21 protein-coding genes are annotated in these 25,100 nt (G+C 37.5%); 19 read left to right on the top strand and 2 right to left on the bottom strand.

Annotated features, from left to right (window positions below; genetic code table 11):
- Window positions 1-48: 48 nt before the first annotated feature.
- The 3 genes from HZI73_RS19525 (at window position 49) to HZI73_RS19515 (ending at window position 2,309) form a co-directional block, all read left to right on the top strand.
- Entirely contained in the window at window positions 49-888 is an 840-nt protein-coding gene (locus tag HZI73_RS19525; RefSeq protein ID WP_212695043.1) for a B-box zinc finger protein, read from the top strand.
- Window positions 889-952: 64 nt separating this feature from the next.
- Window positions 953-1,321 (top strand): ribosomal maturation YjgA family protein, encoded by a 369-nt coding sequence (locus HZI73_RS19520; protein ID WP_212695042.1) that lies wholly within the window; start codon window positions 953-955, stop codon window positions 1,319-1,321.
- Between the two features lie 61 nt (window positions 1,322-1,382).
- On the top strand, window positions 1,383-2,309 hold the full coding sequence (locus tag HZI73_RS19515; protein WP_212695041.1) for an alpha/beta hydrolase: 927 nt from the start codon (window positions 1,383-1,385) through the stop codon (window positions 2,307-2,309).
- Between the two features lie 77 nt (window positions 2,310-2,386).
- Here HZI73_RS19515 and HZI73_RS19510 read toward each other — a convergent pair whose 3' ends face one another.
- Window positions 2,387-3,199 (bottom strand): SDR family NAD(P)-dependent oxidoreductase, encoded by an 813-nt coding sequence (locus tag HZI73_RS19510; protein WP_212695040.1) that lies wholly within the window; start codon window positions 3,197-3,199, stop codon window positions 2,387-2,389.
- Window positions 3,200-3,762: 563 nt separating this feature from the next.
- On the opposite strand from HZI73_RS19510, the gene HZI73_RS19505 reads away from it, so the two are divergent.
- Complete coding sequence (locus tag HZI73_RS19505; protein ID WP_212695039.1) at window positions 3,763-4,605, top strand: class I SAM-dependent methyltransferase; 843 nt, start codon at window positions 3,763-3,765, stop codon at window positions 4,603-4,605.
- Window positions 4,606-4,705: 100 nt separating this feature from the next.
- Here the strand turns inward: HZI73_RS19505 and HZI73_RS19500 are convergent, their stop codons facing one another.
- The gene (locus HZI73_RS19500; RefSeq protein ID WP_212695038.1) at window positions 4,706-5,599 is read right to left on the bottom strand and encodes a LysR family transcriptional regulator; all 894 of its coding nucleotides are present in this window, start codon (window positions 5,597-5,599) and stop codon (window positions 4,706-4,708) included.
- Window positions 5,600-6,101: 502 nt separating this feature from the next.
- On the opposite strand from HZI73_RS19500, the gene HZI73_RS19495 reads away from it, so the two are divergent.
- The 15 genes from HZI73_RS19495 (at window position 6,102) to HZI73_RS19425 (ending at window position 25,100) form a co-directional block, all read left to right on the top strand.
- Window positions 6,102-9,875 carry a phosphoribosylformylglycinamidine synthase gene (locus HZI73_RS19495; RefSeq protein ID WP_212698872.1) on the top strand — a complete coding sequence of 1,258 codons (3,774 nt, stop codon included), beginning with the start codon at window positions 6,102-6,104 and terminating at the stop codon, window positions 9,873-9,875.
- Between the two features lie 178 nt (window positions 9,876-10,053).
- Complete coding sequence (locus HZI73_RS19490) at window positions 10,054-10,398, top strand: DsrE family protein (RefSeq protein WP_212695037.1); 345 nt, start codon at window positions 10,054-10,056, stop codon at window positions 10,396-10,398.
- Between the two features lie 201 nt (window positions 10,399-10,599).
- Window positions 10,600-11,061: a DUF4330 domain-containing protein gene (locus tag HZI73_RS19485; RefSeq protein ID WP_212695036.1), complete on the top strand. Its 462-nt coding sequence runs from the start codon at window positions 10,600-10,602 to the stop codon at window positions 11,059-11,061.
- A gap of 597 nt (window positions 11,062-11,658) precedes the next feature.
- A complete protein-coding gene (locus HZI73_RS19480) occupies window positions 11,659-13,416 on the top strand; it encodes an ABC transporter substrate-binding protein (protein ID WP_212695035.1) in 1,758 nt (585 codons plus the stop codon).
- A 94-nt stretch (window positions 13,417-13,510) separates the two neighbouring features.
- Window positions 13,511-14,551: an ABC transporter permease gene (locus HZI73_RS19475; protein WP_212695034.1), complete on the top strand. Its 1,041-nt coding sequence runs from the start codon at window positions 13,511-13,513 to the stop codon at window positions 14,549-14,551.
- Window positions 14,551-15,555, top strand: coding sequence for an ABC transporter permease (locus HZI73_RS19470; protein ID WP_212695033.1), 1,005 nt, complete (start codon window positions 14,551-14,553; stop codon window positions 15,553-15,555). Before HZI73_RS19475 ends, HZI73_RS19470 begins: the two co-directional genes overlap by 1 nt.
- A complete protein-coding gene (locus HZI73_RS19465) occupies window positions 15,527-16,513 on the top strand; it encodes an ABC transporter ATP-binding protein (protein WP_212695032.1) in 987 nt (328 codons plus the stop codon). Before HZI73_RS19470 ends, HZI73_RS19465 begins: the two co-directional genes overlap by 29 nt.
- Window positions 16,510-17,505 (top strand): ABC transporter ATP-binding protein, encoded by a 996-nt coding sequence (locus HZI73_RS19460; protein ID WP_212695031.1) that lies wholly within the window; start codon window positions 16,510-16,512, stop codon window positions 17,503-17,505. The genes HZI73_RS19465 and HZI73_RS19460 overlap by 4 nt, the downstream gene beginning before the upstream one ends.
- On the top strand, window positions 17,506-17,691 hold the full coding sequence (locus HZI73_RS19455; protein ID WP_212695030.1) for a hypothetical protein: 186 nt from the start codon (window positions 17,506-17,508) through the stop codon (window positions 17,689-17,691).
- A 343-nt stretch (window positions 17,692-18,034) separates the two neighbouring features.
- The gene (locus HZI73_RS19450; RefSeq protein WP_212695029.1) at window positions 18,035-18,724 is read left to right on the top strand and encodes a response regulator transcription factor; all 690 of its coding nucleotides are present in this window, start codon (window positions 18,035-18,037) and stop codon (window positions 18,722-18,724) included.
- Window positions 18,725-18,843: 119 nt separating this feature from the next.
- The gene (locus tag HZI73_RS19445; RefSeq protein WP_212695028.1) at window positions 18,844-19,107 is read left to right on the top strand and encodes a hypothetical protein; all 264 of its coding nucleotides are present in this window, start codon (window positions 18,844-18,846) and stop codon (window positions 19,105-19,107) included.
- Between the two features lie 180 nt (window positions 19,108-19,287).
- Window positions 19,288-21,012, top strand: coding sequence for a sensor histidine kinase (locus HZI73_RS19440; RefSeq protein WP_212695027.1), 1,725 nt, complete (start codon window positions 19,288-19,290; stop codon window positions 21,010-21,012).
- On the top strand, window positions 21,005-22,588 hold the full coding sequence (locus HZI73_RS19435; protein WP_212695026.1) for a response regulator: 1,584 nt from the start codon (window positions 21,005-21,007) through the stop codon (window positions 22,586-22,588). The genes HZI73_RS19440 and HZI73_RS19435 overlap by 8 nt, the downstream gene beginning before the upstream one ends.
- A gap of 170 nt (window positions 22,589-22,758) precedes the next feature.
- Window positions 22,759-24,132, top strand: coding sequence for an ABC transporter substrate-binding protein (locus tag HZI73_RS19430; RefSeq protein WP_212695025.1), 1,374 nt, complete (start codon window positions 22,759-22,761; stop codon window positions 24,130-24,132).
- A gap of 68 nt (window positions 24,133-24,200) precedes the next feature.
- A complete protein-coding gene (locus HZI73_RS19425; protein ID WP_212695024.1) occupies window positions 24,201-25,100 on the top strand; it encodes a carbohydrate ABC transporter permease in 900 nt (299 codons plus the stop codon).

Here is a 25,100-nt window from a genome sequence, read left to right as displayed (position 1 = left end):
TAAGGCGAAAAGGATTTTTTGCCATATAAAACAAAGGAGGAACGTATTATGCCATGGTGTCCAAAGTGCAGTTGTGAGTATGAAGATGGGGTTCTACGCTGTGCAGATTGTGACGTGGACCTTGTGTCACGTGAAGAAGATATTGTCGATTGGCAATTGTTAGTGAAAGCTAAGCGACAAGAAGATGCAGATGAGGTAATGGATTACCTTAAGTATTCGGGTATGGAGAAAGTAAACCATGAGGTCGTCGAAGATGAAGAGATGGAAGAATCCATGATTGCTATCTATGTATCGGCTAAAGATATGGAGAAAGCTAGGAAATGCCTTAAAGGTTATATGATGAGTAAGGCAGTAGAAAAGCAGGAAGCTGAAGCAGAGCAAGAAGATGATGAAGAAGAGATTGTAAACGCATATGAAACAGAAAATTTTCAAGATGATACACTTGTAAAAGATTTAAAGTCCAGTACCTATACATTTGGTATTGTAGGGGTAGCACTTTTAATCGCCAGTGTGTTAACCTTCACCGAGGTAATCACCATCAGCTTTAGTGATCGGTATTTATTTTCAGGACTCATGTTAGTTATTGCACTATCATTCATAGGTGTTGCCATTCATAGTGGTAAACGCATCAGCTCAGAAACAGCCCACATGACGAATCGGGATCAGAGCATATCGGATATGTTGTCATGGTTTGAGACAAATCATGATCCACAAAGTTATCTTACAGCGTCAGCATGGTATCAAGAAGGTATGGATGAAGGAGCTATCTATTATAAAATGATGGACCAGTTAAAAGAAGAAATGTCAAAACAGTTTCCAGATAAAGAACAAAAAATCGTTAATTCAGCAGCAGAAATTATCTTTGAAAAGATGATGAATGACAGATAGGGCTAATAATAGCCCTTTTAATATACTGGAAAATATGAATTGCACTAAATATGTGGGGGATAGTATGAGCGTTCGATGGAAATATGCTGTAGCATTTATTTGTTTATTCTTAATTGAAATTATAATTGCGTTATATGTGGATGACCTATGGGTTAGACCCTATATAGGTGATGTGTTAGTTGTGATACTCTTGTATACATTGATAAGAAGTTTTACAGAGAAGCCTAAGCGCTATTTGCCGATTTACTTGTTCCTATTTGCTAGTGGTATTGAATTATTACAGTATGTTAAGTGGGTAACGTTCCTTGGCTTACAAGAAAATCATGTCTTAGCAACCATTATGGGAACAACGTTTGATGTAAAAGATATAGGGTGTTACGCTATAGGCACACTTTTACTGATGGTTTGGGAAATAAAATGGTCGAGTAAGTAGCCAGCGTTGAGTAATTAAGATAAATGACAGTTTAAATGATAATTTTTTAGGAGGTTATTGGATGTTTGAAGGGAATGCGTATTGGAAGAATTATATGGTAGGTTGGTTTGGTGAAGGGTTAATTGATAAGTGGTATCAGCATGTTAAGGTAGAAAAAATCCAATCCAACCATCAAGACATCAACCTTGAGGTATATGATACAGGTAATAAGGATGCAACCACCTTTATATTTGCTCATGGTATTGCAGGGTATGCAAGAGTTCTATTACCATTTACAATGCCACTATTTGAATGTGGGTATAACCTAGTCGTACCTGATATGCAGGGATACGGTTATAATGATGGGTTAAAAGGTGATTTTGAATGGAATGCACATAAGCAAAATCTAAAAGACTGTATTGATTATGCTAAAAAAAGATTTACAGGAAAAATCGTAATTGGCGGTGCTAGTATGGGGGGGCCATTAGCATATGCAGCAGCATGTGAAAGAGAAGACATAGATGGTCTTGTTTGCTGGTGTTTATGGGATTTTAGTGACAGGGAATTTATGCTAAATGAAACCAACACTAAAGGTTTTACATATGTCTTAATACCTATATTAAAATGGGTATCCAAGTATTTGCAGAAGGTAAGGATTAAGACATACAGCCTTATTTCCTATGATACATTGACAGACTCAAAAGAATTTAATGACTTAATTAAGCGTGACCCTCAAGCAGGTACCCATATCACATTAAAAGGAGCGGCAAGTCTTGTCTTACAAAGTAAACCTTATATACCCCATGATAAATTTAATAAAAAAGTACTTATACTACAACCAGAAAAAGACGAAATGACCCCTAAATATTACACTGAAAAAGTGTATAAAAAACTTGGGTCAAAGGAAAAAAAGTACATAGAGATTAAAAACTCAGCCCATTTTCCTGTAGAAAAAGAATACTATTTGCAATGGAAAGAAGCAGTCAATGCTTTTTTAGAAACGGTATAAGGAGTAGAACATAGGTGGTAAGCGTTCTTAAAGAATCAACTTGCTTTGCAAGGCGCGACATAGTCGCTTTATTGTGGTTATTCTTTCTTTACAAGCTCTGAGATGGGGTGGTCCACTTTTGACAGCAACATGCCAGTGATAGCCACAGTTAGCCCTCTAGGCATACACCGATTAAGTTGCCTTAGTAGATTATTCTTAAAACCAACGACTTTATAAGACTGATTATTCATAAGCGCTTTATAACCTAAGTAAGCAACCTTTTCTACGGGGAGCATGGATTGGAAAATCCGAGCTTTACCAGAACCTTTTGCATGCTCAGTAAAATCTGTTTTGGTAGGACCGGGACATAATGCTGTCACTGTGACACCATAGCGATTAAACTCATGATGAAGAGCTTCACTGAAATGAAGGACATAAGCTTTTGAAGCAAAGTAGACTGCCATATAAGGACCTGGTTGGAAAGCACTAGTAGAGGCTATATTCAAAATCTTTCCATAGCCTCTTGCTGCCATGTCTTTTGAAAAAAGTTTGGTCATATGCGTCACACATTGCATGTTAAGTTGAATTAACTGTAACTCTTTTTCCAGGTCTGTTTCTATGAATGGCCCGTAGGTGCCAAACCCAGCATTGTTGACCAATATGTCAATTTGGATTTTTCTATGTTGTAATAATGTATAGATAGCTTGAACATTCTCTTTTTTAGTTAAATCCCTCTGAATAAGGGAAACGGGGACATGATAATCGTTTTTAAGTATATCCCTTGCCCGATAGAGAGCCGATGCATCTTTACCAACTAAAACTAATGGATGGCCATTTTTTGCAAATGTTTTTGCAAGCGCTAATCCAATCCCTTTATTACCACCTGTTATTAATACGTAACCTTTTAACATGTTGATCACCCTTAACCATTTATAGACGTATTTTTAGTATTAACGGGTCAATTTATTCTACATTCATATAGAAAGATATGTGAAACGTATTAAAAAGGATAATCGTTCTTTTAATTAGGGAAAAGGTTTTTGAAAGAACCTTGTGTTGTAGTTGGTTCTTTTATCAGTAAGTGACCAAATAGAGTGAAAAAGCTTAATTGACACACTATCATTCATATGATATGCTTATTTGTGTATGTTTCTTAAGTAGAATGATGAAATAGAAATGGTGGGATGTTATCCGTTCGCCTTAGTGTTATAGATAATCACATAACATAAGTAGTCTGGAGAAGATAAAAATTGTTAACTGCATGATTAGGAAAGCTGTTACATAACAGTTAAGTGGTATGTAAACCATACTTTTTTTAGTGAACCTAATTATGCGTTAACAATCAATCTTCTCTAGGACTACTTTTTTAATGCCCTAGAGTAAAATTAAGATACTTTAGGGCATTTTTTGGTTAGCATACATCATCTACTTAAGATACTTCATTAAAATGAATAGAAAAAAGGAGATTAATCATATGAAATTTGAATCAATAAAGAAGCTATTACAAGATGTAAAACCTTATGATAAAGGAACCCACACCATGTGGACAGATCCTTATATATCTAAACAGTTACTTCATTATCACTTGAACCCAGATATGGGTGCTGCAAGTCGAACAGAAGAAGCCATTCACCATACCATCCAATGGATTGTAGAATGCTTGAATCAAAGCACTGGTACAATATTGGACCTGGGATGCGGGCCGGGTTTATATACCAGTCGATTAGCTAAAAAGGGTTATACTGTCACAGGTGTAGATTACGCTGCACATAGCATCGCCTATGCAAAGCAATATGCGAATGAACATCACTTGACCATCGATTATATGTGTGGGGATTATCTTGAAATAGAAATGGATACCCGTGAAAAATACGATATGGTGATGATGATTTATTGTGATTTTGGGGTATTGATACCAGAAGACAGAAAAAAGCTGATTCAACGTGTTTACAACTTACTGAAGGTTGGTGGCATTTTTATTTTTGATGCATTGGATCAAGAAGGTATTGTAGATATGTCTTTTCAAAAACACTGGGAATGTGATGAAGGTGTTTTTTGGCAGCCTGAGCCTTATATGCTTTTAACCAACAGCCTACATTTTCCAGATTACAAGGCATTACTTGACGAGCATATTGTGATAGATAAAAGGGGGGACTACAAGCTGTACCGCTTCTGGAACCACTATTTTAGCCCACAAGATGTCGAAGATATATTTAAAACAGAAGGCTTTCGGCGTATAGACGCCTACCCACAGCTTCTTAAAGGAGAGGGCGCATATAATGATAAACATGTTACATTTTATAAAGTAACGAAGTAGACCAAGTTTAACATTAAACATGCTGACTGATAGTTAAATACTTAATGAAGGGAATTAAGTCTATGTTGATTGTATAAAGACTTAATTTCCTTCTAAAATATTAAGATTTACCTTTTTGGATATGATTCATAAAGGTCTTAGAGGCTACGGATAGAGGAACATTTTTATGGGTAACCATGGCCAGTTGACGTTTTGGAAATGGTGTATGGAGCTTAAGGGGAAAGACCCGCTCCATAGGCTCATGTTTAATGCAGTAGTCAGGGACAAGGGAGATACCGATATTGATTTTAGCCAATTCAACCAAAAGGTCGATGCTGGTTAACTCTACTTCTGGCTGAAGCTTAAGGTGATGTTTTGTAAAGATCGATTCTGCATATTGGCTTGTGGTTGTGTTTTTTTCCAGCATAAGGAGAGGGTAGTTTAAGATATCCTCTAGTGATAATGTTGTATGCCGCAGGTGGTCAAAGCGCGTACCTGCTATGAAGATATCTTGAAAGGTGTAAAAAGGTTCCATGGTCATGGTAGAGGTAATCTGTTCATTAGGTAGGTTGGTGATGATAAAGTCGACGGTACCCTGTTTGAGGAGTTGTACACATTTCAGGGAGGTTCGGTTGGTGACTTGAAGGTGGATGTCAGGGTAGGCTTGGTGAAACTGTTGGAAATAAGGTAGGAGTATATGTTTGCAGATGGTATCGCTGGCTCCGATACGTATTTTACCTTGCTGTAAAGAGCGGTTAGCCAGAATGTTATTTTCACCGTGGTGGATCAGGTGGATGGCTGGTTCAATGTGTTGAAGGAGCAGTGTGCCTTCATGGGTGAGAGTCACTTTTTTTGTGCTTCTATGGAAGAGGGTGGTTTGGAGTTTTTCTTCAAGGGTTTTGATGGATTGGCTGACGGCGGACTGGGAGATATAGAGGTTGGTTGAGGCTTTGGAGAAGCTGAGGGTGGTGGCTACGTGGTAGAAGACTTTGTAATGTTCGTAGTTGATATTCATATATTAGTACTCCTTATGGATTGTATTAGTATTATTAATTTTACTTAATAATGGTAGCATGGTATGATGGGGATGTAAAGAAAATATTTGATTTTATGTATTTAGATAAGTGTAAGACGGCGTAGAGGGGTATATGCATGTAAATTCGTTCATGTCAAATGATTGAAGTCCTTCTAAGTTCGCTACAATACTTCTTACTAAACCTTAAGAACTCCTGCTAGTCAGACACTTAAGGTTCTTAACGTAAGAAGTATTTTCGCTCACTAAGAAGGACTAACAACCATTTGAAAATCACTCATTTACATGCATATACCCATCTACTGGGCTATGTGATGGCTATATGGTGGTTGTGTGGTGTAGGGTGTATGTTGGTAGGAAGGTTGGATAACCAGGTATTTAGTAATGTGTGTGTAGGTTATTCGAATAATATATCTTGAAATGTTACCATGGATTGTTGAGTAATTGGATAATAAATATAATATGACTTAGGAGGTACAGTGTGATGGAGAGCATTAGGCGTGTGTTTGTGGAGAAGGTTGATGGGTGTGATGTGCAGGCTAGGCAGTTGTTGGGGGATTTGAGAGAGCAGTTGGGTCTTGGTAGGTTGGAAGGTGTTCGGATTGTTAATCGTTATGATGTGGCTCATGTGACGGATGAGGCTTATGATGAGGCATTGCATACGATTTTTTCGGAGCCTCAGGTGGATAAGGTCAGTGAAGAAGAGATGATTATGGGGGAAGATGAGGTAGCTTTTGCGGTGGAGTTTTTACCGGGACAGTATGATCAGACGGCAGATCAGGCGGCTCAGTGTATTCAGATTTTGAATGGGGATATGCGGCCTACTATTCGTGTGGCAAGGGTGATGGTTTTAAAAGGTGATCTGAAGCAAGAGGATATTGATCGGGTGAAGAAGTATTGTATTAATCCGGTGGATTCCCGTGAGGCTTTGCTTGAGAAGCCTGAAAGTTTGGCATTGGCTTTAGATATGCCAGATAGTGTGGACGTTGTGGAAGGTTTTATAGCCATGTCTAAGGAAGAGATTAGGGGGTTATTGGAGACCCTTTCCCTTGCCATGAGTGAAGAGGATTTATTGTTTACCCAAGGGTATTTTGCTAAAGAAGAGAAGCGTAATCCTACGATTACGGAGATTCGTGTTTTGGATACTTATTGGTCAGATCATTGTCGGCATACGACTTTTTTAACGGCTATTCAAGACGTTGATTTTGATGATGGTCATTATAATGAGCCAGTGAGGAAAGTGTATGAGCAGTATCTTGAAGACCGTTCTGTCATATTGGGTGACAAGGATAAGGATAAAGATGTGTGTTTGATGGATATTGCGTTGTTAGCTATGCGTAAGTGTCGGGCTAATGGGCTGTTAGATGACCTTGAAGTATCGGAAGAGATTAATGCTTGTAGTATTGTGGTAGATGTAGATGTGGACGGGCAGGATGAAGAATGGTTAGTGATGTTTAAGAATGAGACCCATAATCATCCCACAGAGATTGAACCATTTGGTGGAGCGGCAACATGTCTTGGTGGGGCCATTCGTGACCCGTTGTCAGGGCGTTCATATGTGTATCAGGCTATGCGTGTGACAGGTTCAGCTGATCCAAGGACATGTCTTAGCGAAACATTACCCGGGAAATTATCTCAGCTAAAAATAGCCAGGGAGAGTTCACATGGGTATAGTGCATATGGTAATCAAATAGGACTAGCTACAGGTATGGTTCATGAAATCTATCATCCCAATTATGTGGCGAAACATATGGAAATTGGTGCTGTGATAGCTACAGCTCCAAGGAAGAATGTCATAAGAGAGACATCAGACCCAGGGGATATGATTGTGTTGCTTGGGGGACGAACAGGTCGCGATGGTTGTGGAGGTGCAACAGGTTCTTCTAAAGAGCATACGGAGGATTCTATTCATACATGTGGTGCAGAGGTTCAGAAGGGTAATCCGCCAACTGAACGAAAGATACAACGTTTTTTCCGTCATGAGTATGTGGGGCAGATGATTAAAAAGTGTAATGATTTTGGAGCAGGTGGTGTATCCGTAGCTATTGGGGAATTAGCAGATGGTTTAATTATTAATCTTGATTTGGTGCCTAAGAAATATGAAGGACTAGATGGGACAGAACTGGCAATATCCGAGTCACAAGAGCGGATGGCTGTCGTTCTTGACCCGAAGGATGTTGAAGCATTCATACAAGCTGCTCATGAAGAGAATCTAGAGGCCGTGGTGGTGGCTCATGTGACTCAAGAGAAACGCTTAGTCATGAAGTGGCGGGACCAAGATATCGTTAATGTGAGTCGTGATTTCTTGGATACCAATGGTGCAACGGCAACAACGGATATTCATGTATTAGCGCCAGATATGCAGGATACGTATTTTAATATACAGGATAAAAAAGAAGAGCAATCGTTTGAACAGCGGTGGTTAGGTAAGATGGGTGAGCTTGAGATGGGTTCACAAAAAGGCTTGGTGGAGAAGTTTGATAGTTCCATTGGGGCATCCAGCGTTTTCATGCCCTTTGGAGGCCAATACCAATTAACACCAACAGAGTCCATGGTGGCTAAGCTTCCATTACTTAAAGGGGATACAACGACAGGTACCATTATGAGTTACGGTTATAACCCTTATCTCATGTCATGGAGTCCATTCCATGGTGCCGTCTATGCAGTGGTAGAGTCATTAGCGAAGGTTGCAGCCACTGGTGGAGATTACCGTAAGACACGTTTGACATTCCAAGAATATTTTAAACGCTTAGGTAAAGATAAGTGTAGATGGGGTGAACCCTTTAGCGCTTTATTAGGTGCATATCATGTTCAAGATGTATTAGGCATTCCATCTATTGGAGGGAAAGATAGTATGTCGGGTACATTTGGTGATATTGATGTACCACCTACTTTGGTTTCATTTGCGGTGAATGTAGTGGATGTGAATCATGTTATTTCACCAGAATTAAAGCAGGCAGGAAGTCAACTTATTTTCTTGCCCTTGCATCGTGATGCTTACAATTTACCTGATTTTGAACAGCTGAAGATGAATTACACAAGAATCCATGAGCTTATACAAGATGGAAAGATTTTATCCGCCCATACCGTATCAGATGGAGGTTTAGTAGAAGCTATATCTAAGATGGCCATGGGGAATAAGATAGGTGTTCATATCAATGAAACCATTGGTGAAGAGCGTCTTTATATGAAGCAATATGGTAGTATCCTGTTAGAGATAGATCACGCACTTGATTATGGCAAGTTATTAGAAAATCTCGATTACATCCATGTTGGTCATACCCAATGTGAACAAGTGATTCAATATAAAATGAGACGTATTCCATTGGATGAAGTGATTGACGTATGGGAAAATGTGTTAGAGAAGGTATACCCAACCAAGACAAAAGAGGAAGGTGACATCCTTCAACAGGTATATGAGAGCAAGCATGTCTATGTGTGTAAACATAAAACAGCTAAACCTAAAGTGTTTATGCCTGTATTCCCTGGGACGAATTGTGAATACGATACAGCGAAAGCTTTTGAACGAGCAGGGGCAAGTGTGGACATGTTGGTGTTCAAAAATCTCACATCTCAGGATATTAAGGGGTCCATTACCCAGATGACAAAACGTATAGAAGATAGTCAAATGGTGATGATTCCAGGTGGCTTTAGTGCTGGGGATGAGCCAGAAGGTTCTGGTAAATTTATCGCTACTGTGTTCCGCAATCCTTCTATTAAAGAAGCCGTATTCAAGATGCTCTATGAGCGTGACGGATTGATGCTAGGTATTTGTAATGGTTTCCAAGCGCTGGTTAAATTAGGCCTTGTACCCTATGGGGATATTCGCCAATTAACCCATGAAGCACCAACCTTAACCTACAATACCTTAGGACGACATATCTCTTGTATGGCACATACGAAAATTGTGTCCAACAAGTCACCTTGGTTAGCTAATGTTCAAGTGGGGGATGTACATGCCATTCCAGTATCCCATGGTGAAGGACGTTTTATTGTAAGGGAAGAACTTGCTAAGGAGCTATTTGATAACGGACAGGTGGCAACACAATATGTGAATTTTGAGGGTAACCCAACCATGGATATCACGTTCAATCCCAATGGTTCTATGTATGCCATTGAAGGGATAACCAGCCCAGATGGTCGTATTTTTGGTAAAATGGGCCATTCCGAGCGGATTGGTAGTCATGTGGCAAAGAATATTATGGGTAAGAAAGATCAGATGATTTTTAAATCTGGCGTTGAATATTTTACAAAATAGGTTTAGTTAAGTAATAGCTAGAAGGAGATAGGTAAGTTAATCATCTATCTCCTTATTTTTTTGTACACACATGTGTAAAAGTATATAAAAAGTTTTTTTTAGTCCTAGAAGGATGTCATATGGATATGGTAAAATAGAGGCATACATTTTATGATTGATTTTAGGAGGTAATGAAAAGATGAATAACCCTGATAAATTATATATACTATGGACCAACGCAGATGTATTAACTTCGGATAAAATGGTGATGATGTATGCAATCAATGGTAAGATGCATCATTTTTGGAAAGACATTACCATTATTATATGGGGGGCAACAGCTAAGCTTGTATCAGAAAACCTGCTTATACAAGAGAAGATTAAGCAAGCCCTTCATGTAGGTGTTCACGTATCTGCTTGTAAAGCTTGTGCAGACCAGCTAGGTGTAACAGAAACATTAGAAGGATTAGGCATAGAGCTGAAGTATTGGGGAGAAGGTTTAACGGAGATTTTAAAAGAAAATGAACGGTTATTAACCATTTAAACTGTTTAGTTGATTTCACACCCATGTACAAGGGATATGTATAAGGAAATAAAACTTTGTGAATATTGTTGATATATGATTTGTTTTTAGCTATAATTAGAAACAGCCCAATAGATGTGCACGAATGTTGAATAAAGCTATCGGGAAAACTTGATTTAATGTTCATTAACTTTCAAGGGATAAGATGGAGGGAGCGTACAAATGGAAAAGAGGCAGTCAAAGAGTAAACGCCTTATGTTGATGGTGATTGTTCTAATAGGCGTTTTGTTGTTCTTTTGGTTAAAAGATATGATAGCTGTTAGAGCGAATACGACGAAAAAAGACGCATACATGGTTATACAAGTGAATAATTTAGAACCCAATCATGTACAAGCTTTAGCTGTAGGTGATGTGGTAATTGGTGAGAATAGTCGTCAAAAGGATGTGATTGAGGCTATTGAAGTGACCGATGCAGATATGATAGCAGAGGCTAAGGATGGGGAATTAACCGCTGCAAAAGACCCAACAAAGAAGAACATAACCATTGGTATGAAGTGCAAAGTAAGTGTAAGTGGCCCATATATGACTTGCGGTGGCCAGGAGGCGAAAATTGGATTGTCTTACACCATATACACCCATAATGCTGAATTAGTAGGTATGATTCAGGATATCAAGTTTGATTAAGGTCATTGTGTTTTTCGTAAAATATGATTTAATCCAAGCTAAGCATATGCCAAATACATGATTATAGGCACCAGAAAATCCATGAAGGATTTCTGGTGCTTTTTGTTTGCCTTAAGAAAAGACCTTGAATTTAGCATGTATTTCTATAATGTATTTTACAAAACTTTACTAACCCTTTTATTGTTGACTTATTATAATTATCTCATTCTGCTTATCAGGATAATATTATTAATAAGAAGCTGCAATTACCCAGTTAAATCAACCATTGGCATGAATTTAATCATAATATGATGACTTATCACATAGTGTTAACATATATGGAAATTAGAACTTGGTTAAGGTGTATGACGTTGAAGTTGACTCTTTATGTCTACAGGGTGTCATAGAAATGGACATACAGGAGGACATCAGTCACAATATACAGTGGTATGGTGATCAAAAGATAATTGACAAGTTGCGGGAAACACGTGTACTTAGATTAATACATTTCAGCCTCTAGCATGTTTCGCTTTCATACGAGACTTAAGGATTTTAAAAGTGGTAAACAGAATGGTCTGTTTATCCCTTTAAAATAATACAAAAAAAGGGGAAATGAAAATGAAAAAAATAGTATCACTTTTTTTAGTATTCATCCTTGCCTTTACCATTGTAGCATGTAACAAAAAGGCAAAAGACCCAGAGCCAGATAATGACCCTGTTGTTGCGGATGAACCATCTGAAAAAGAGAATGAGGAGGACGAAAAAGAGCCAGAGCCAGAACCAGAACCAGCAGAGCCTTCTGGTCACATCATGATTGGTAACCCCAACTTCAATGGCGAATTCATTGAAGGATGGGGGAATAGTAGTTATGACAAAAATATACGTACACTTATATTTGGCGGTGGTTTGCTAACGGCTGATGAAGGTGGTAAATTCTTACTCAACTATATGACGGATTCAAGAGATATGAGCGAAGATGGTTTAGAGCATACGTTTACATTAAAATCAGATATTGTCTTCTCTGATGGAGCACCCCTGACAGCAGATGATGTACTGTTTACCTATGAATTTTTCCTAGACCAAGATAACTTACTTGGAGCAGGAGGCTCTTCGTCCATTAATGAGTATTTGGAAAGTGTAGAGAAAATGGATGACTTAACCATTAAATTTAAGGTAAAAGAGAAATTCTATACGACAGATAGTTCGGTGTTTACTTATAACATTATGAGTAAGGCTTGGGCGATGAAAGATAAGCCAGAAGATAAGTCTGTTCAACAACATGTAAAAGATACCGTATTCAGTAATCCCATTGGTTCAGGACCCTATAAACTTGTGGAATTTGTAGAAAATCAATTTGTTAAGCTAACGATTAATGACAAGTTCCCAGGGGATTTCAGAGGTCAGAAGCCCATGATTAAAGATATCATTGTGAAAGTTGTATCCGATGAAACAGATATTGACGAGTTACTAACAGGTAATATTGATATTTTACCTGGCGTTGTAGAGGCAGAGAAAATTGATGCGGCTAAAGCAGATGGTTATAAATTCTCTAATTATCCAAGACATGGTTATGGCCACCTCACTTTCCATAATGATTATGGTCCTGTAAGGCATAAGGAAGTGCGTCAAGCCATTGCTTATACCATTGACAGAGGCGTGTTTAGAGAAGCTTTCCTTGGTAAATATGCTATGAGTACCGATGGACCATATTCCACCAACTATTGGATGATTGATGAAGACTGGGTAGATGATAATCTGACTAAATATACAGCAAATAAAGATAAAGTAGATGAGCTGTTATCTGGAGCAGGCTGGGCGAAAAATGCAGATGGTATATGGGCGAAAGATGATGAAGTACTTGAAATAGAGTTATTAGCACCAGGTCAAAGCTGGGCAGATACACTCAATCTAACCCTTGGTAAGACAGGTGAGGAGTTTGGTATTAAGTTCAATGTATCCGTTATTGATTTCTCCATCCTTCTTAATCACTACTATGGTAAAGAAATTACCGATGTTAATGAAAGAAAATACCATATGTTTGCTTTGGCAACAGGTTTGACCATTGTATTTGATGGTTATGTCAACTGGCATTCGGATAAAGTTCAAGAGCCATGGGGAAGTGCTACAAGTACCAATAACTCTCGCTTTATAAATGATAAAAACGATGAATTGCTCATCACTATGCGGTTAGCCGAAAATGATGATGTATACAAAGAAGCTTATAGAGAATGGGTGAAATTAATGAATGATTATATGCCTATATTACCTCTATATTCCAATGATTACCATGATCTTTATAATCCAAGATTAAAAGAGTTCAAAACCAGTGCTTTGTGGGAATGGGCAAAAGCCATTGTATATTGTACCGTGGAATAAGTTGTAGCGTATCATAAGATTTATATTTTGATAAAGTCCCTATCTTCTTAATAAGTAAGTTTGATAGGGGCTTTTAGAAAAGGATGGTATAAAATTGGAAAACAAGGTTATGAATCATGATACATTGTATAAAAAACCTTCCCTCTATGAAAAGTATAGAAAACTAGTTAAGTATATTGCTAAGAGACTAGTACTTATTATACCCGTCATCCTCATTATCTCCCTGATTATCTTTACCATCATTGAATTTATGCCTGGTGACCCTTTAAATGCTTTTTTGAATCCAGAAGAGTTAACAGGTACTGCTGAAGAAGTCATTAAAAAAAGAGAATTTTTCATTGAAAAGCTTGGTCTTGACGATCCTTTTATTATACGATTTGGTAGATGGTGGGGGCAATTATTAAGAGGTGAATTAGGCTATTCTGTCATTAAGAATAGACCTGTAAAAGATTTTATTGGCAGGTACTTTTTTAATTCATTTAAGGTCAATATATTTAGTTTTGTATTAGCATTCAGTATATCCATTTATATCGGTATTAAGTCTGCTGTTAAGAAAAATTCATGGTTTGATAAAGGTTGGACCATCTTTTCCATATTAGGCATATCCCTGCCTCATTTTTTTATAGCTATGCTGCTTATTTTTATATTTGCAATTATTTTACGTTTATTACCTTTATCAGGGATGGTAGACCCTATGGGTATAAGACCAACCTATCAGTACTATATCTTACCCATCATGGTGGTGACACTAGGTTCTCTTGCTCCCCTTATTAAGTATGTGCGTAATTCCATGTTGGAAGTATTAAAGCAAGATTATATTCGAACGGCAAGGGCAAAAGGGCTTAATGAAAAGGTTGTAATTTATAGACATGCATTCAGAAATGCCCTTATCCCCATCGTCACATTAATTGGTTTCTGGATTCCAGGATTATTTGGAGGCTCTATCATTGTTGAGAATATCTTTGTATGGCCTGGGATTGGTAATCTCATGAGGCAGGCATATGATTTTAAGGACAGGAGTGTCTTGGTCATTGCATTGGTCTTTATGGCTTTACTTACCTTAATAGGCAATCTGATGCAAGATGTGGGCTACTCATTGGTTGATCCACGTGTGAGAGAAGGAGGGAAAAAATAATGGCAAAAGATAGCATGAAGTCCCATGAAAAAATCATTTCTCCTACTCGACTAATCATGATGAAGTTTAGAGCAAATCGTATGGCCATGATTGGCTTTTGGATTTTTATTGCCATTGTTGTTATTGTTTTATTAACGACGCTATATACACGCCTTATTCATTACGATTTTGCGGATTTATCCAATATTTCCGGAGGTAAATATGAACCACCCAGCAGTGACAATTGGTTTGGCACAGATAAGTACGGACGTGATTATTTTTATCGTGTGATTACAGGTGGTTATATTGCACTTCAAGTTGCGGTACTAGCCACTTTATTGACCATTGGTATTGGTGTTGTCATAGGTGCTATATCCGGTTATTTTGGAGGTTATATTGATCTTGTATTAATGCGAATCGCTGAAATCGTCATTTCATTTCCATTTTTAGCTATAGCCATTGCTATATCAGCCATATTCTCAGATTATCCAGCTAAGGTTAGGCTATTCATTATGATTTTCATCATTGGTATTTTACGCTGGCCAGGATTAGCAAGAATGGTAAGGGGACAGATTTTATCCCTCAAAGAGCAAGAGTTTATGACAGCAACTCGTGTCATGGGCATATCCACCTTCAGTCAGATTACCAAGCACTTGATTCCCAATGTTATTGCCTATGTGATTGTTTCTGCCACCATTGGGTTTGCAGGAGCCATTATGTCAGAGGCAGGTTTATCTTACTTAGGACTTTCTGTTACAGAGCCAGTTGCTACTTGGGGCGGGTTACTGCAACGTTCAGCCACATCAACCGTAATGAAAAATTATTGGTGGTTGTGGGTATTTCCAGGGGCCTTGTTAAGTATGATGGTGATGAGTGTGAATCTTATTGGGGAAGGGCTGCGGGATGCTGTTGACCCTAAGTCAGATATCATTAAACGAAGGAGCCTATTTTCATGGTTATTTGGTAGTTTTATAGCAAAAAGATTCGGAGGTGCAAATGGTGGCAAACGTACTGGAAGTAAATAACCTATCCACGTATTTTTTTACGGATAAAGGCACCATAAAAGCTGTTAATGGTGTGGATTTTTCCATAGAGGAGGGCAAAACCCTTGGTATCGTTGGCGAATCAGGCAGTGGTAAGTCTGTTACAGCTTTAAGTATTCTGAATCTATTAGAGAGCCCAGGAGAGATTGTTGAGGGGGACATTATTTTTGGGGGGCAAGACTTAGTTAAGGCAAGTATACATCAGATGAGAAGTATACGAGGCAATAAGATTTCCATGATTTTTCAAGAACCCATGACATCCCTTAATCCTGTACTGCGCATTGGTAAACAATTGTGTGAACCCCTTATGCTGCATCAGAAGTTATCAAAAGACGAGGCATGGAAAAAAGCCATTGATTTATTAAAAGAAGTCCAGATTCCTATGCCAGAAAGAGTCATCAATAATTATCCTCATGAATTTTCAGGGGGCATGCGGCAACGTGTTATGATTGCCATGGCACTTGCATGTAAGCCTAAGCTGCTGATTGCTGATGAGCCCACTACTGCCCTTGATGTCACTATTCAAGCCCAGATTTTTAAGTTGATGAATAATCTAAAAGCAGCGCTGAATACGGCCATTATGTTTATCACCCATGATCTAGGTGTGATTGCTGAATTAGCCGATGATGTGGTGGTGATGTATTGTGGGCAGGTTGTGGAAAGAGCATCTGTTCAGAAGATATTTGGTAAAAAAAACTATGAACATCCCTATACAGGTGGGTTATTAAACTCCATACCAAAGCTTGAGGAAAATGTGGATAGATTGGATCAAATAGAAGGTAGTGTACCTCATCCTCTCAATTTACCTAAAGGGTGTCGATTTGCACCTCGTTGTAAGCATGCCACACAAAAATGTCACATGGAAATGCCAGAATTAATTCGGGTGGAAGAAGGTCATCATGTCAGATGTTTCTATCCAGAAATGAGGAAGGTAAGATGAAGAATAAGATAATCGTAGAAACCCAAGGTTTGAAAATCTATTTTGCTACGGAGAAGAGAGATAAGCAGCATAAGCTTCTATCTGTAAGAGCAGTTGACGGGGTTAATTTACAAATATACGAAGGAGAAACTTTAGGACTAGTGGGGGAATCAGGATGTGGGAAATCCACCATAGGTCGAGCGATTCTTAAGTTATACAAACCCACAGATGGTACCATTAAATATAAAGACATGGATATTACCCATTGGTCTGTAAAGAAGATGAAACCTCTTAGAAAAGAGATGCAACTTATATTCCAAGACCCGTACTCATCCCTTAACCCAAGAATGACGGTGGGGCAAATTATTGGCGAAGCATTAGTAGCACATGGTATGTATAAGAAGAAATCAGAAGCACTAGAAAAATATGTGATGGACATTATGGCAACTTGTGGCCTTGATCACTATATGATTCACCGATATCCTCATGAATTTTCTGGTGGTCAGCGTCAGAGAATAGGTATTGCTCGTGCTTTAGCCGTAAAACCAAAGTTCATCGTATGTGACGAAGCCGTATCCGCTCTTGATGTTTCCATTCAATCTCAGATTATTAATCTGTTAGATGACCTTCAGAAAGAATACGGTATGGCCTACCTGTTTATATCCCATGACCTGAGTGTGGTTAAACATATTAGTGACCGCATATGTGTCATGTATTTAGGTGATTTTGTGGAACTGGCTTCAAAAGATGAGATATACAACGACCCACAGCATCCCTATACCAAATCCTTATTATCGGCTATTCCAGTAACAGATCTTGATATTATAAAAAATAAAAAGAAGATTGTTCTTGAAGGTGACATTCCATCCAATGTAACACCACCATCAGGGTGTAAATTTCATACCCGTTGTCCTATCGCAACAGAAAAATGTGCCAAAGAGACACCTCAGTGGGAAGAAATATCAAAAGGAAGATTTGTAGCATGTCATTATAAAGGAGCTGAAATCGGATAAATGAAAAGAGGACTAACGGATGTTAAACAGTCCCATAAAAACAAAGAACGCTATCTAAATGGTGTAAAATTAGAAAAAGGCGATACGACAGCTATCATTATAGCTGCATTGACCACGGTACTGCCTTTTGCTGTTATCATTATCATGATTTATATGGTGTTAATAAAAATATTTTTTAGGGTTTAAGAAAAATAGAAGATTAATCTAACTTAAAGGAGATTGCGTTAGATTAATCTTTTGTTACGTATGTTAGTTACTGTTTCATATTGTACCTTTTATGATGTAACCTAAATCAAGCATAATGACAAAACTGTCATCTTGGCTGTCATGCTACTGTCAGATACGTGTGATATACTGGTAATAATCAGGGTATGAGGGAAGTCATAGTTTTGAATAACCAGATGAATTCTCCAGATACTATTGATTGGAATGGTGAGTAATGCTATCATCAAGTAAGGCGAGTATATGACCATCGTTCAAGTGAAAGATGGATGATAGGGTATAATTAATGGAATGAGGTTATATGAGGATGAAAAAAATATTATTGGTAGAAGATGATAAAGCGTTAGCCTACGGCATGGAAGTGGCTTTAAAGAGTAACAAATACCTTGTAACAATATGTAGAGATGTGGCTTCAGCAAAAGAAGCCATTACACACCATGTCTACGATATGGCTATCTTAGATATTGATTTACCTGACGGTACAGGGTATGAAATCTGCCAATATATTAGACACAAGAGTGACCTGCCCATTATCTTTCTAAGTGGTCTTAGTGAAGAGATTAATGTGGTAACAGGGCTTGATATGGGTGGCGATGATTACATCACCAAGCCTTTTCAATTGAGTATCCTTATATCACGGATGAATGCCATTTTTAGGCGATTGGACAAAAAGGATTATGCCACGCTGACATCTGGTAATATCTGTTTTTGGCTTAATGAAATACGGTTAACCAAAGATAATGTACACATACCGATATCCATCACAGAATATAAATTATTAAAATTACTCATGAACCATGCCCAGACTATTGTGACGAAGGAACAAATCCTCCATTTTGTTTGGGACATGGATGAGAATTATGTGGATGAGAATGCCATTGCCGTTAACATGAAACGCATACGTTCAAAGATTGAAGACAACCCCGCACAACCCAGTGTGATTAAGACTGTTCGGGGTTTAGGCTATATTTGGAATAGAAGATGTGAGAAACGTTAGATTTTTCAGGTGCTTCATGTGGATAAAAAGAATATTTTTATGTGAGATAACACATCCTATCTATAGAACATCATGTTGTGAGAATCAATATATGTATAGAAATCTAAGGATGTGACGATTTGAACCTTATTGACAATCTCTTAATTAATTTTAATACCATTACAAGTGGTCTAGAAGATTTACTGATTAATGAAAATTATATATTTGTTAGTGACAAGAAAGGAAATGTACTGTGCACGGTATATAATGATGATAAAGGCAGATCATTATTAGAAGAATACTTAGACAAGCAACATATGACAAAGGAAGATGTCAGCGTATCTGTTATGGATACTTTAGACAATGATGAGTTAGAAGGAATATTTAAATCCCATCAGTTATAACAAATACCTTATTAAAGGAGCCAGTGATTCCGTCGGATGCACTGGTTTTTATAGTGTATAAATAGGAAGTAATTCATCATTTACTGCATTCATTCCCTTCGTGCTATATGCTAAAATGAAAGTTATGAAAATTGGATACTAAAGGTATATCGATTATAATGGTGTGTAGGAGGTGTATCCATGAAATTGCAAAGTAAATATTGTTTAGCCTTTTTCACACTGTTTTTTATCCTTTCTATTGCTCTAAGTTTTAGTTCTTACTTTATTTCAAAGTCCATTATCATCAACAAGTATAAAGAGCTGACAAAAGAAAATCTGGATTACTTATTGGAAATGACAGATCGAGAAATGCAGCAATTATCAACCACCTATAGTTTTATTGGCTTCTATGAACCTCTCCATCACCGTATTGGGACCCTATACAACGAGGATGAGACTTACCAAAGAATGAAAGATGATCTCATGGTAACCAATCTTTTCTTTTCATTAAGCGTTGACGAAGCATTTGATGCCACCAGCCTTATTTACATTGAAGGGGTTAATGGAGAAAAATTTTGGTATAGTGTGGATAAAACGTATTTTCAACAGAATAAAATGAATCAATTATTTAAAGGGCTAACCATTGAACCTGGACAATTAAAATATATGGGTGTGGGAAAGAGCTTAAATCGTTTGGAACAAACGGATGAAGTCCTTTACTTTATTCGGTTATTACTCGATTTTAACGGTAACCTACTAGGCAAAATGTATTTTGAATTGGATGCCGATTATTTTAGCAAAATCTTTGGTCGAGAGCGATTACTGACAGATACCAAACTCAATTTGGTAGATGATAAAAATAGAGTATTGTACAGTGATGAAGCCTTAGAAATTGGCTCCGTATTGAGTAAAGAGTCAGCAGAGGTCATCAAAGTGGAGGGTATGTTGACCAGTTATCCTTGGAAAGTAACGAGTGAAACACCAGAAAGCTACATTGTTGATGATAGTAGTGAGATCATCAGAAGAATTATCATCATGACAGGTATAAGTCTTCTATTAGCCGTTGGCGTTATTATCATCATGTCATCGAAATTTGTTAAGCCCATTAAGAAACTCATTCATGCGGTCAGTGACGTCACAGAGGGAGACTTTAATGTGAGTGTTAATCATATAAGCGGTGATGAAATTGGCGAGTTAACCCAACGATTTAATATGATGACAATCCGTATTCAAGATCATCTTGAACGAGAAATTGCTCATACAAAAGCAATGAATTATGCCGAATACAAGGCATTGCAAGCTCAGATTAATCCTCATTTTATGTATAACTCATTAAACACACTAAAATGGTTAGCATCCATACAAAAAGCAGAAAACATCATCAAAATGGTGGATGCTTTATGGGTTCTCCTTAAGAAAACCAGTAATTCAGACCAGATGGTTACCTTAGCTAATGAGATGGATGTGATACAGGCTTTTGCCATCATTTTACAAGCAAGGTACAATGGGAAATTTCATATGGTATATGATGTGGAGGAAGAACATATGAGAGCTTTAATTCCCAAGTATATTCTACAACCCCTTGTTGAAAATGCTATCTTCCATGGTATCGCACCAAAAGAGGGACAAGGGATTGTCACCATTAAGAGTTATCGCAAAGAAGGGGATTTGTTCATAGATATATCGGATGACGGCGTTGGTATCCATGAGGATAGATTACAGCATATGTTAGAACAGGGTATGCATGCTGCACATAAAGAGGGCTTGAACAATATTGGTATCAAAAATGTCAATGACCGTTTATTACTGCTTTATGGAGAAACATATCATCTCTTGGTAAAAAGTGAAATCCATAAAGGAACAACATTTACGGTTAAAATGCCATGGTCCTTAGATGACCCTATGAGGGAGGTCGAAGATGCTTAATGTTATAGTAGTTGATGACGAAATATTATCACGTCTTGGTATCGTCAATCTTATTGACTGGTCACAGCATGGTTTTAACCTCATTGACCATGTGGCAAATGGTAGGGAAGCCATTAACCTTATCAGAAATGGGGATATTGACCTGATCATTACAGATATAAAAATGCCCGTCATGTCAGGCATTCAATTGATTCAGCAAGTGATAAAAGAAGGATTTGACTGTGAGTTCATCGTATTGAGTGCATTTGATGACTATGCTTATGTTCGTGAAGCATTGAAATTAGGTGCCATGGATTATGTGTTGAAATTGGATATGGAAAAAGAAAAGCTTGTTGCTTTATTACATAAAGCAAAAGAAGTCATTGGGCGTAAAAAAAGGAATGAAAACAGTAGGGTCTATGAAAAAGGAGTTTTGATTAATGCAAAAAAGGAGTTTCTAAAACAACTGTTATATGGAAGAAGGCATGTTAAAGAGACATGTTCAAAAGAATTAAATCAGTATCGTCTTATTCTGCCTTATGAAAACTACAGTGTGATGATGTTTAAAGTGGATAACATGGAAGGGCTTTTAGGGGATGACAGGATGCGTCAAGTCATTGAAAGCGCTTTAAAAGATAGTAAATATACCTATGTAACGGATACAGCTTATGATGAGTTGAGTATACTATGTAATTTTAAAGGAAAAAGCACAGCAGAACTTATACAAGCTATTCAGAGACTCTCTCAGCGTATTCATTACATTATGAAACAATATTTTAATCAAGATATACAGATTTTTGTCAGCCAGTTTCACAAAAAGACAGATGATATATCCTTGGCCTATCTTGAAGTATGCCAAGCATATAGTCTGAAGAGTTATGCAAATGAAGATGGTGTTGTTTATTATGAGCAAATACTGATGAATCGTAATTATGTAGATTATCAGTCCTTTCAATCGTATATTCGTCAAATTGAAAGCACACTTCAAGCTTTAAATAGAGAGAGATTTGAAGAAGTATTTAACGATTTAATCATGTTTATCTCCAAAACCAAATACATGGAACTCAGCCAAGTTCGACATGTGACGTCTTCTATTATCTATATTTTCAATAAATACATGAGTCATTATGGTTTTATAAAGGATGAGTTTTGGAATGGTGAAGAAGAGCAAAGGTTAATAAACGAAGGATTTAAAAGGAAAAAGCACTTTATCGCATTTTTAGTTAAGTTAAAGGACAAACTTGCGGAGACTTTTTTAGATATGGATGATAATCACCTTGTGCGATCTGTGAAAAAATATTTAATGGCACATTATAAAGAAACGATTGTGATTAAAGACTTTCAAGAAAGGTTTGGTGTAACCAGTGCGTACCTGAGTATGCTGTTTAAAAAAGAAACAGGGGAGACCATAAAAGAGTATTTAATCGGCTTAAAAATAAATCGAGCAAAGGTATTATTGAAAGAAACCAATCTTCATATTGTGGAGATAGCTGACCATATTGGCTATGATAATGAACATTATTTCAGTCGGCTTTTTAAGCAAAAAACAGGTGTAACCCCTAGTCAATATAGGAATGATTCAGGCATGCTGCCATGAGGAAGTGCACAAAAATATTTTATGTACTTTTCAAGTATAAAAGGACTATTTTTTCGTTTATGAATTCTTACATTTCTGCATGTGTTTTCTTGGGAAGAATAGGTATACTGTTATTGTTATCTGCTAGATGACATGGTTATAACAATAATAGGACAAAAAGGAGAAAAAAAATGAAAAAAATGATTGCTTTCATGTTAGCTTTAACCGTTATGTTGGGGACAATTGCAGGTTGTAGTCAAACACAAGAATCATCACCTGCAAAGGATAAAGACAATGAGGTAAGTCAATCCGAAAATAATAATAAGCCAGAAAAAAAAGAACCTATTAAAATGGTTCTTAACCTTGGGGGTTTTTTAAGCGACCCAAGTGTTGTGGCAGCTCTTGATGAGATTCAAACATTGGAGGAATTCAGCCATATGGAGTTTGTGATTCTGGAAGATGATGCGGATTATGATACTAAGATGCCCATTGCCGTGGCCAGTGGAGAGCAAATGGATATTATTGGCGTCTTTAATTCCATTAACCGTACAAGGTATGCAGAAGCAGGAACAATCATACCCATGGATGATTTGGCAGATAAAATGGGTATTGATTTTGAAGAAGCCTTTGGTTCTCATGCTGCAAATGCGAAAATAGGCGACGACATATTTATTGTGCCACAGAGAAGATCATCATGGGTACTCTACTATAATAAAGCTGTTTTTGATAAAGCTGGCATGGACTATCCAGATACAGATGTACCCATGACCTGGGATGAATATGCTGCCCTTGCAGCAAAGTTAACCATGGGAGAAAGCTCTAATAAAACGTATGGTGCATTACATATGTTATGGCCAATTTTCTGGTATGGTGAGGCTATTATGGCTCTTGGCGGCGGTGATAAATTCTATGACCCTGAAGGTTTATCCAATATCGAGGAACCTATATTTGCAAAAGCTCTGGAAAGAACATATAAGATGATGCATGTGGATAAAAGTATACCCACCCATGCGGATATGGTGGTTTCAAAAACGTCACCCCAAGCTTTTATGAACGGACAATATGGTATGATGGTTTCTGGTTCATGGGTCTTGAACTGGTCCATGGATAAAGAGACCTATCCAAGAGATTGGAAACTGGGTATAGCACCTATGCCAGTTGATGCAGGAACAGTGCCTAAAACATGGGGAGATACAAGAGGTTACGGCATTCCAGTGACTTCCACCCATCCAGAAGAAGCCATGAAAGTAGCCATAGAACTGGCGAGACTTGGTGCCAAACATGCCATCTCTGACCCTGCGTCTTACAAGTTAGAGGAATCACCCAATCTCTATGTTAAAGCGGAAGAAATATTAGTGGAAGATCAGATTACCATTGATTTACTTAAAAAAACATTTGCTAATCCAGATACTGTTTTTGCTGTAGAAAAGATCATGGGAAAGAACAATGTAGACTATGACCAAGTGATTAAAGAAGAATCTGAGAAATACTTTGTTAAAGAGCAAGACTTAGAAACAACCATAAAAAATATAAAGGAAAGAATGGATAAAATTCTTGTGAAATAGCAATAAACAAGCAAGTTTTTATAACGTGTGCTTTATGAGTACACGTTATTTTTGAAAGGAATCGTGATATGGTTAAACGAAATAGAATGAAACATATAAAAGAAAATGCAGTAGGATATTCCTTTATCCTACCATCCATTATTGGTTTTGGTCTCTTTATGGCATACCCGCTTCTCCATTCCCTTTTTTTAAGTGTTATGGATTGGAACATGTTTAAAGGGTTATCGGGTTCAACCTTCGTTGGCCTTGAAAATTATAAAGCTGTATTTGAGAATGAGTATTTTAGAGCTGCCATTATGAACAATCTAAAATTCATGGTAATGGCAGTCCCCTTGCTTCTTATCATTTCACTACTTCTAGCAGCACTACTCAATCAAAAAATATATGGGCGTGGTATGATAAGAGCCATGTATTTCATGCCTTATATAGCCACCATAACAGCTGCGGCAGTTGTATTCTCTGCCCTCTTTCATCCAGAATTTGGACCTGTTAACGGCCTATTAAAACTAGTTGGTATAGCTGATCCCCCAGGTTGGATAGCCAGTGTCAAGTGGGCCCTGCCAACGGTAGCTTTATTTTGGATATGGAAGAATATGGGCTATTGTGTGGTGATTTTCTTAGCTGGTCTACAGGGTATATCAAGAAGTTATTATGAAGCAGCGTCCATAGACGGTGCTAATAAATATCAACAGTTTCGACATATTACAGTACCTCTTGTTTCACCGACAACATTCTTCTTGGCCGTAACATCTGTTATTGCATCTTTTCAAGTATTTGCAGAGATTAACGTGATGACTCAAGGTGGACCAGGTACCTCTACCGTAACCGTTGTGTATCATATCTATGATACAGCATTTAAACGGTTCATTATGGGATATGCATCAGCTGTATCTTGGGTATTTTTCTTTGTTGTTATTTGCATAACAGGTCTTCAATGGCTTGGACAAAAAAAATGGGTCAATTATTAG

Source organism: Vallitalea pronyensis, assembly GCF_018141445.1.
In the GTDB taxonomy this organism is placed as follows: Bacteria; Bacillota; Clostridia; order Lachnospirales; family Vallitaleaceae; genus Vallitalea; species Vallitalea pronyensis.
The sequence above is the reverse complement of the archived record's forward strand: the minus strand, read 5'-3'. Positions and strand labels throughout refer to the sequence as shown.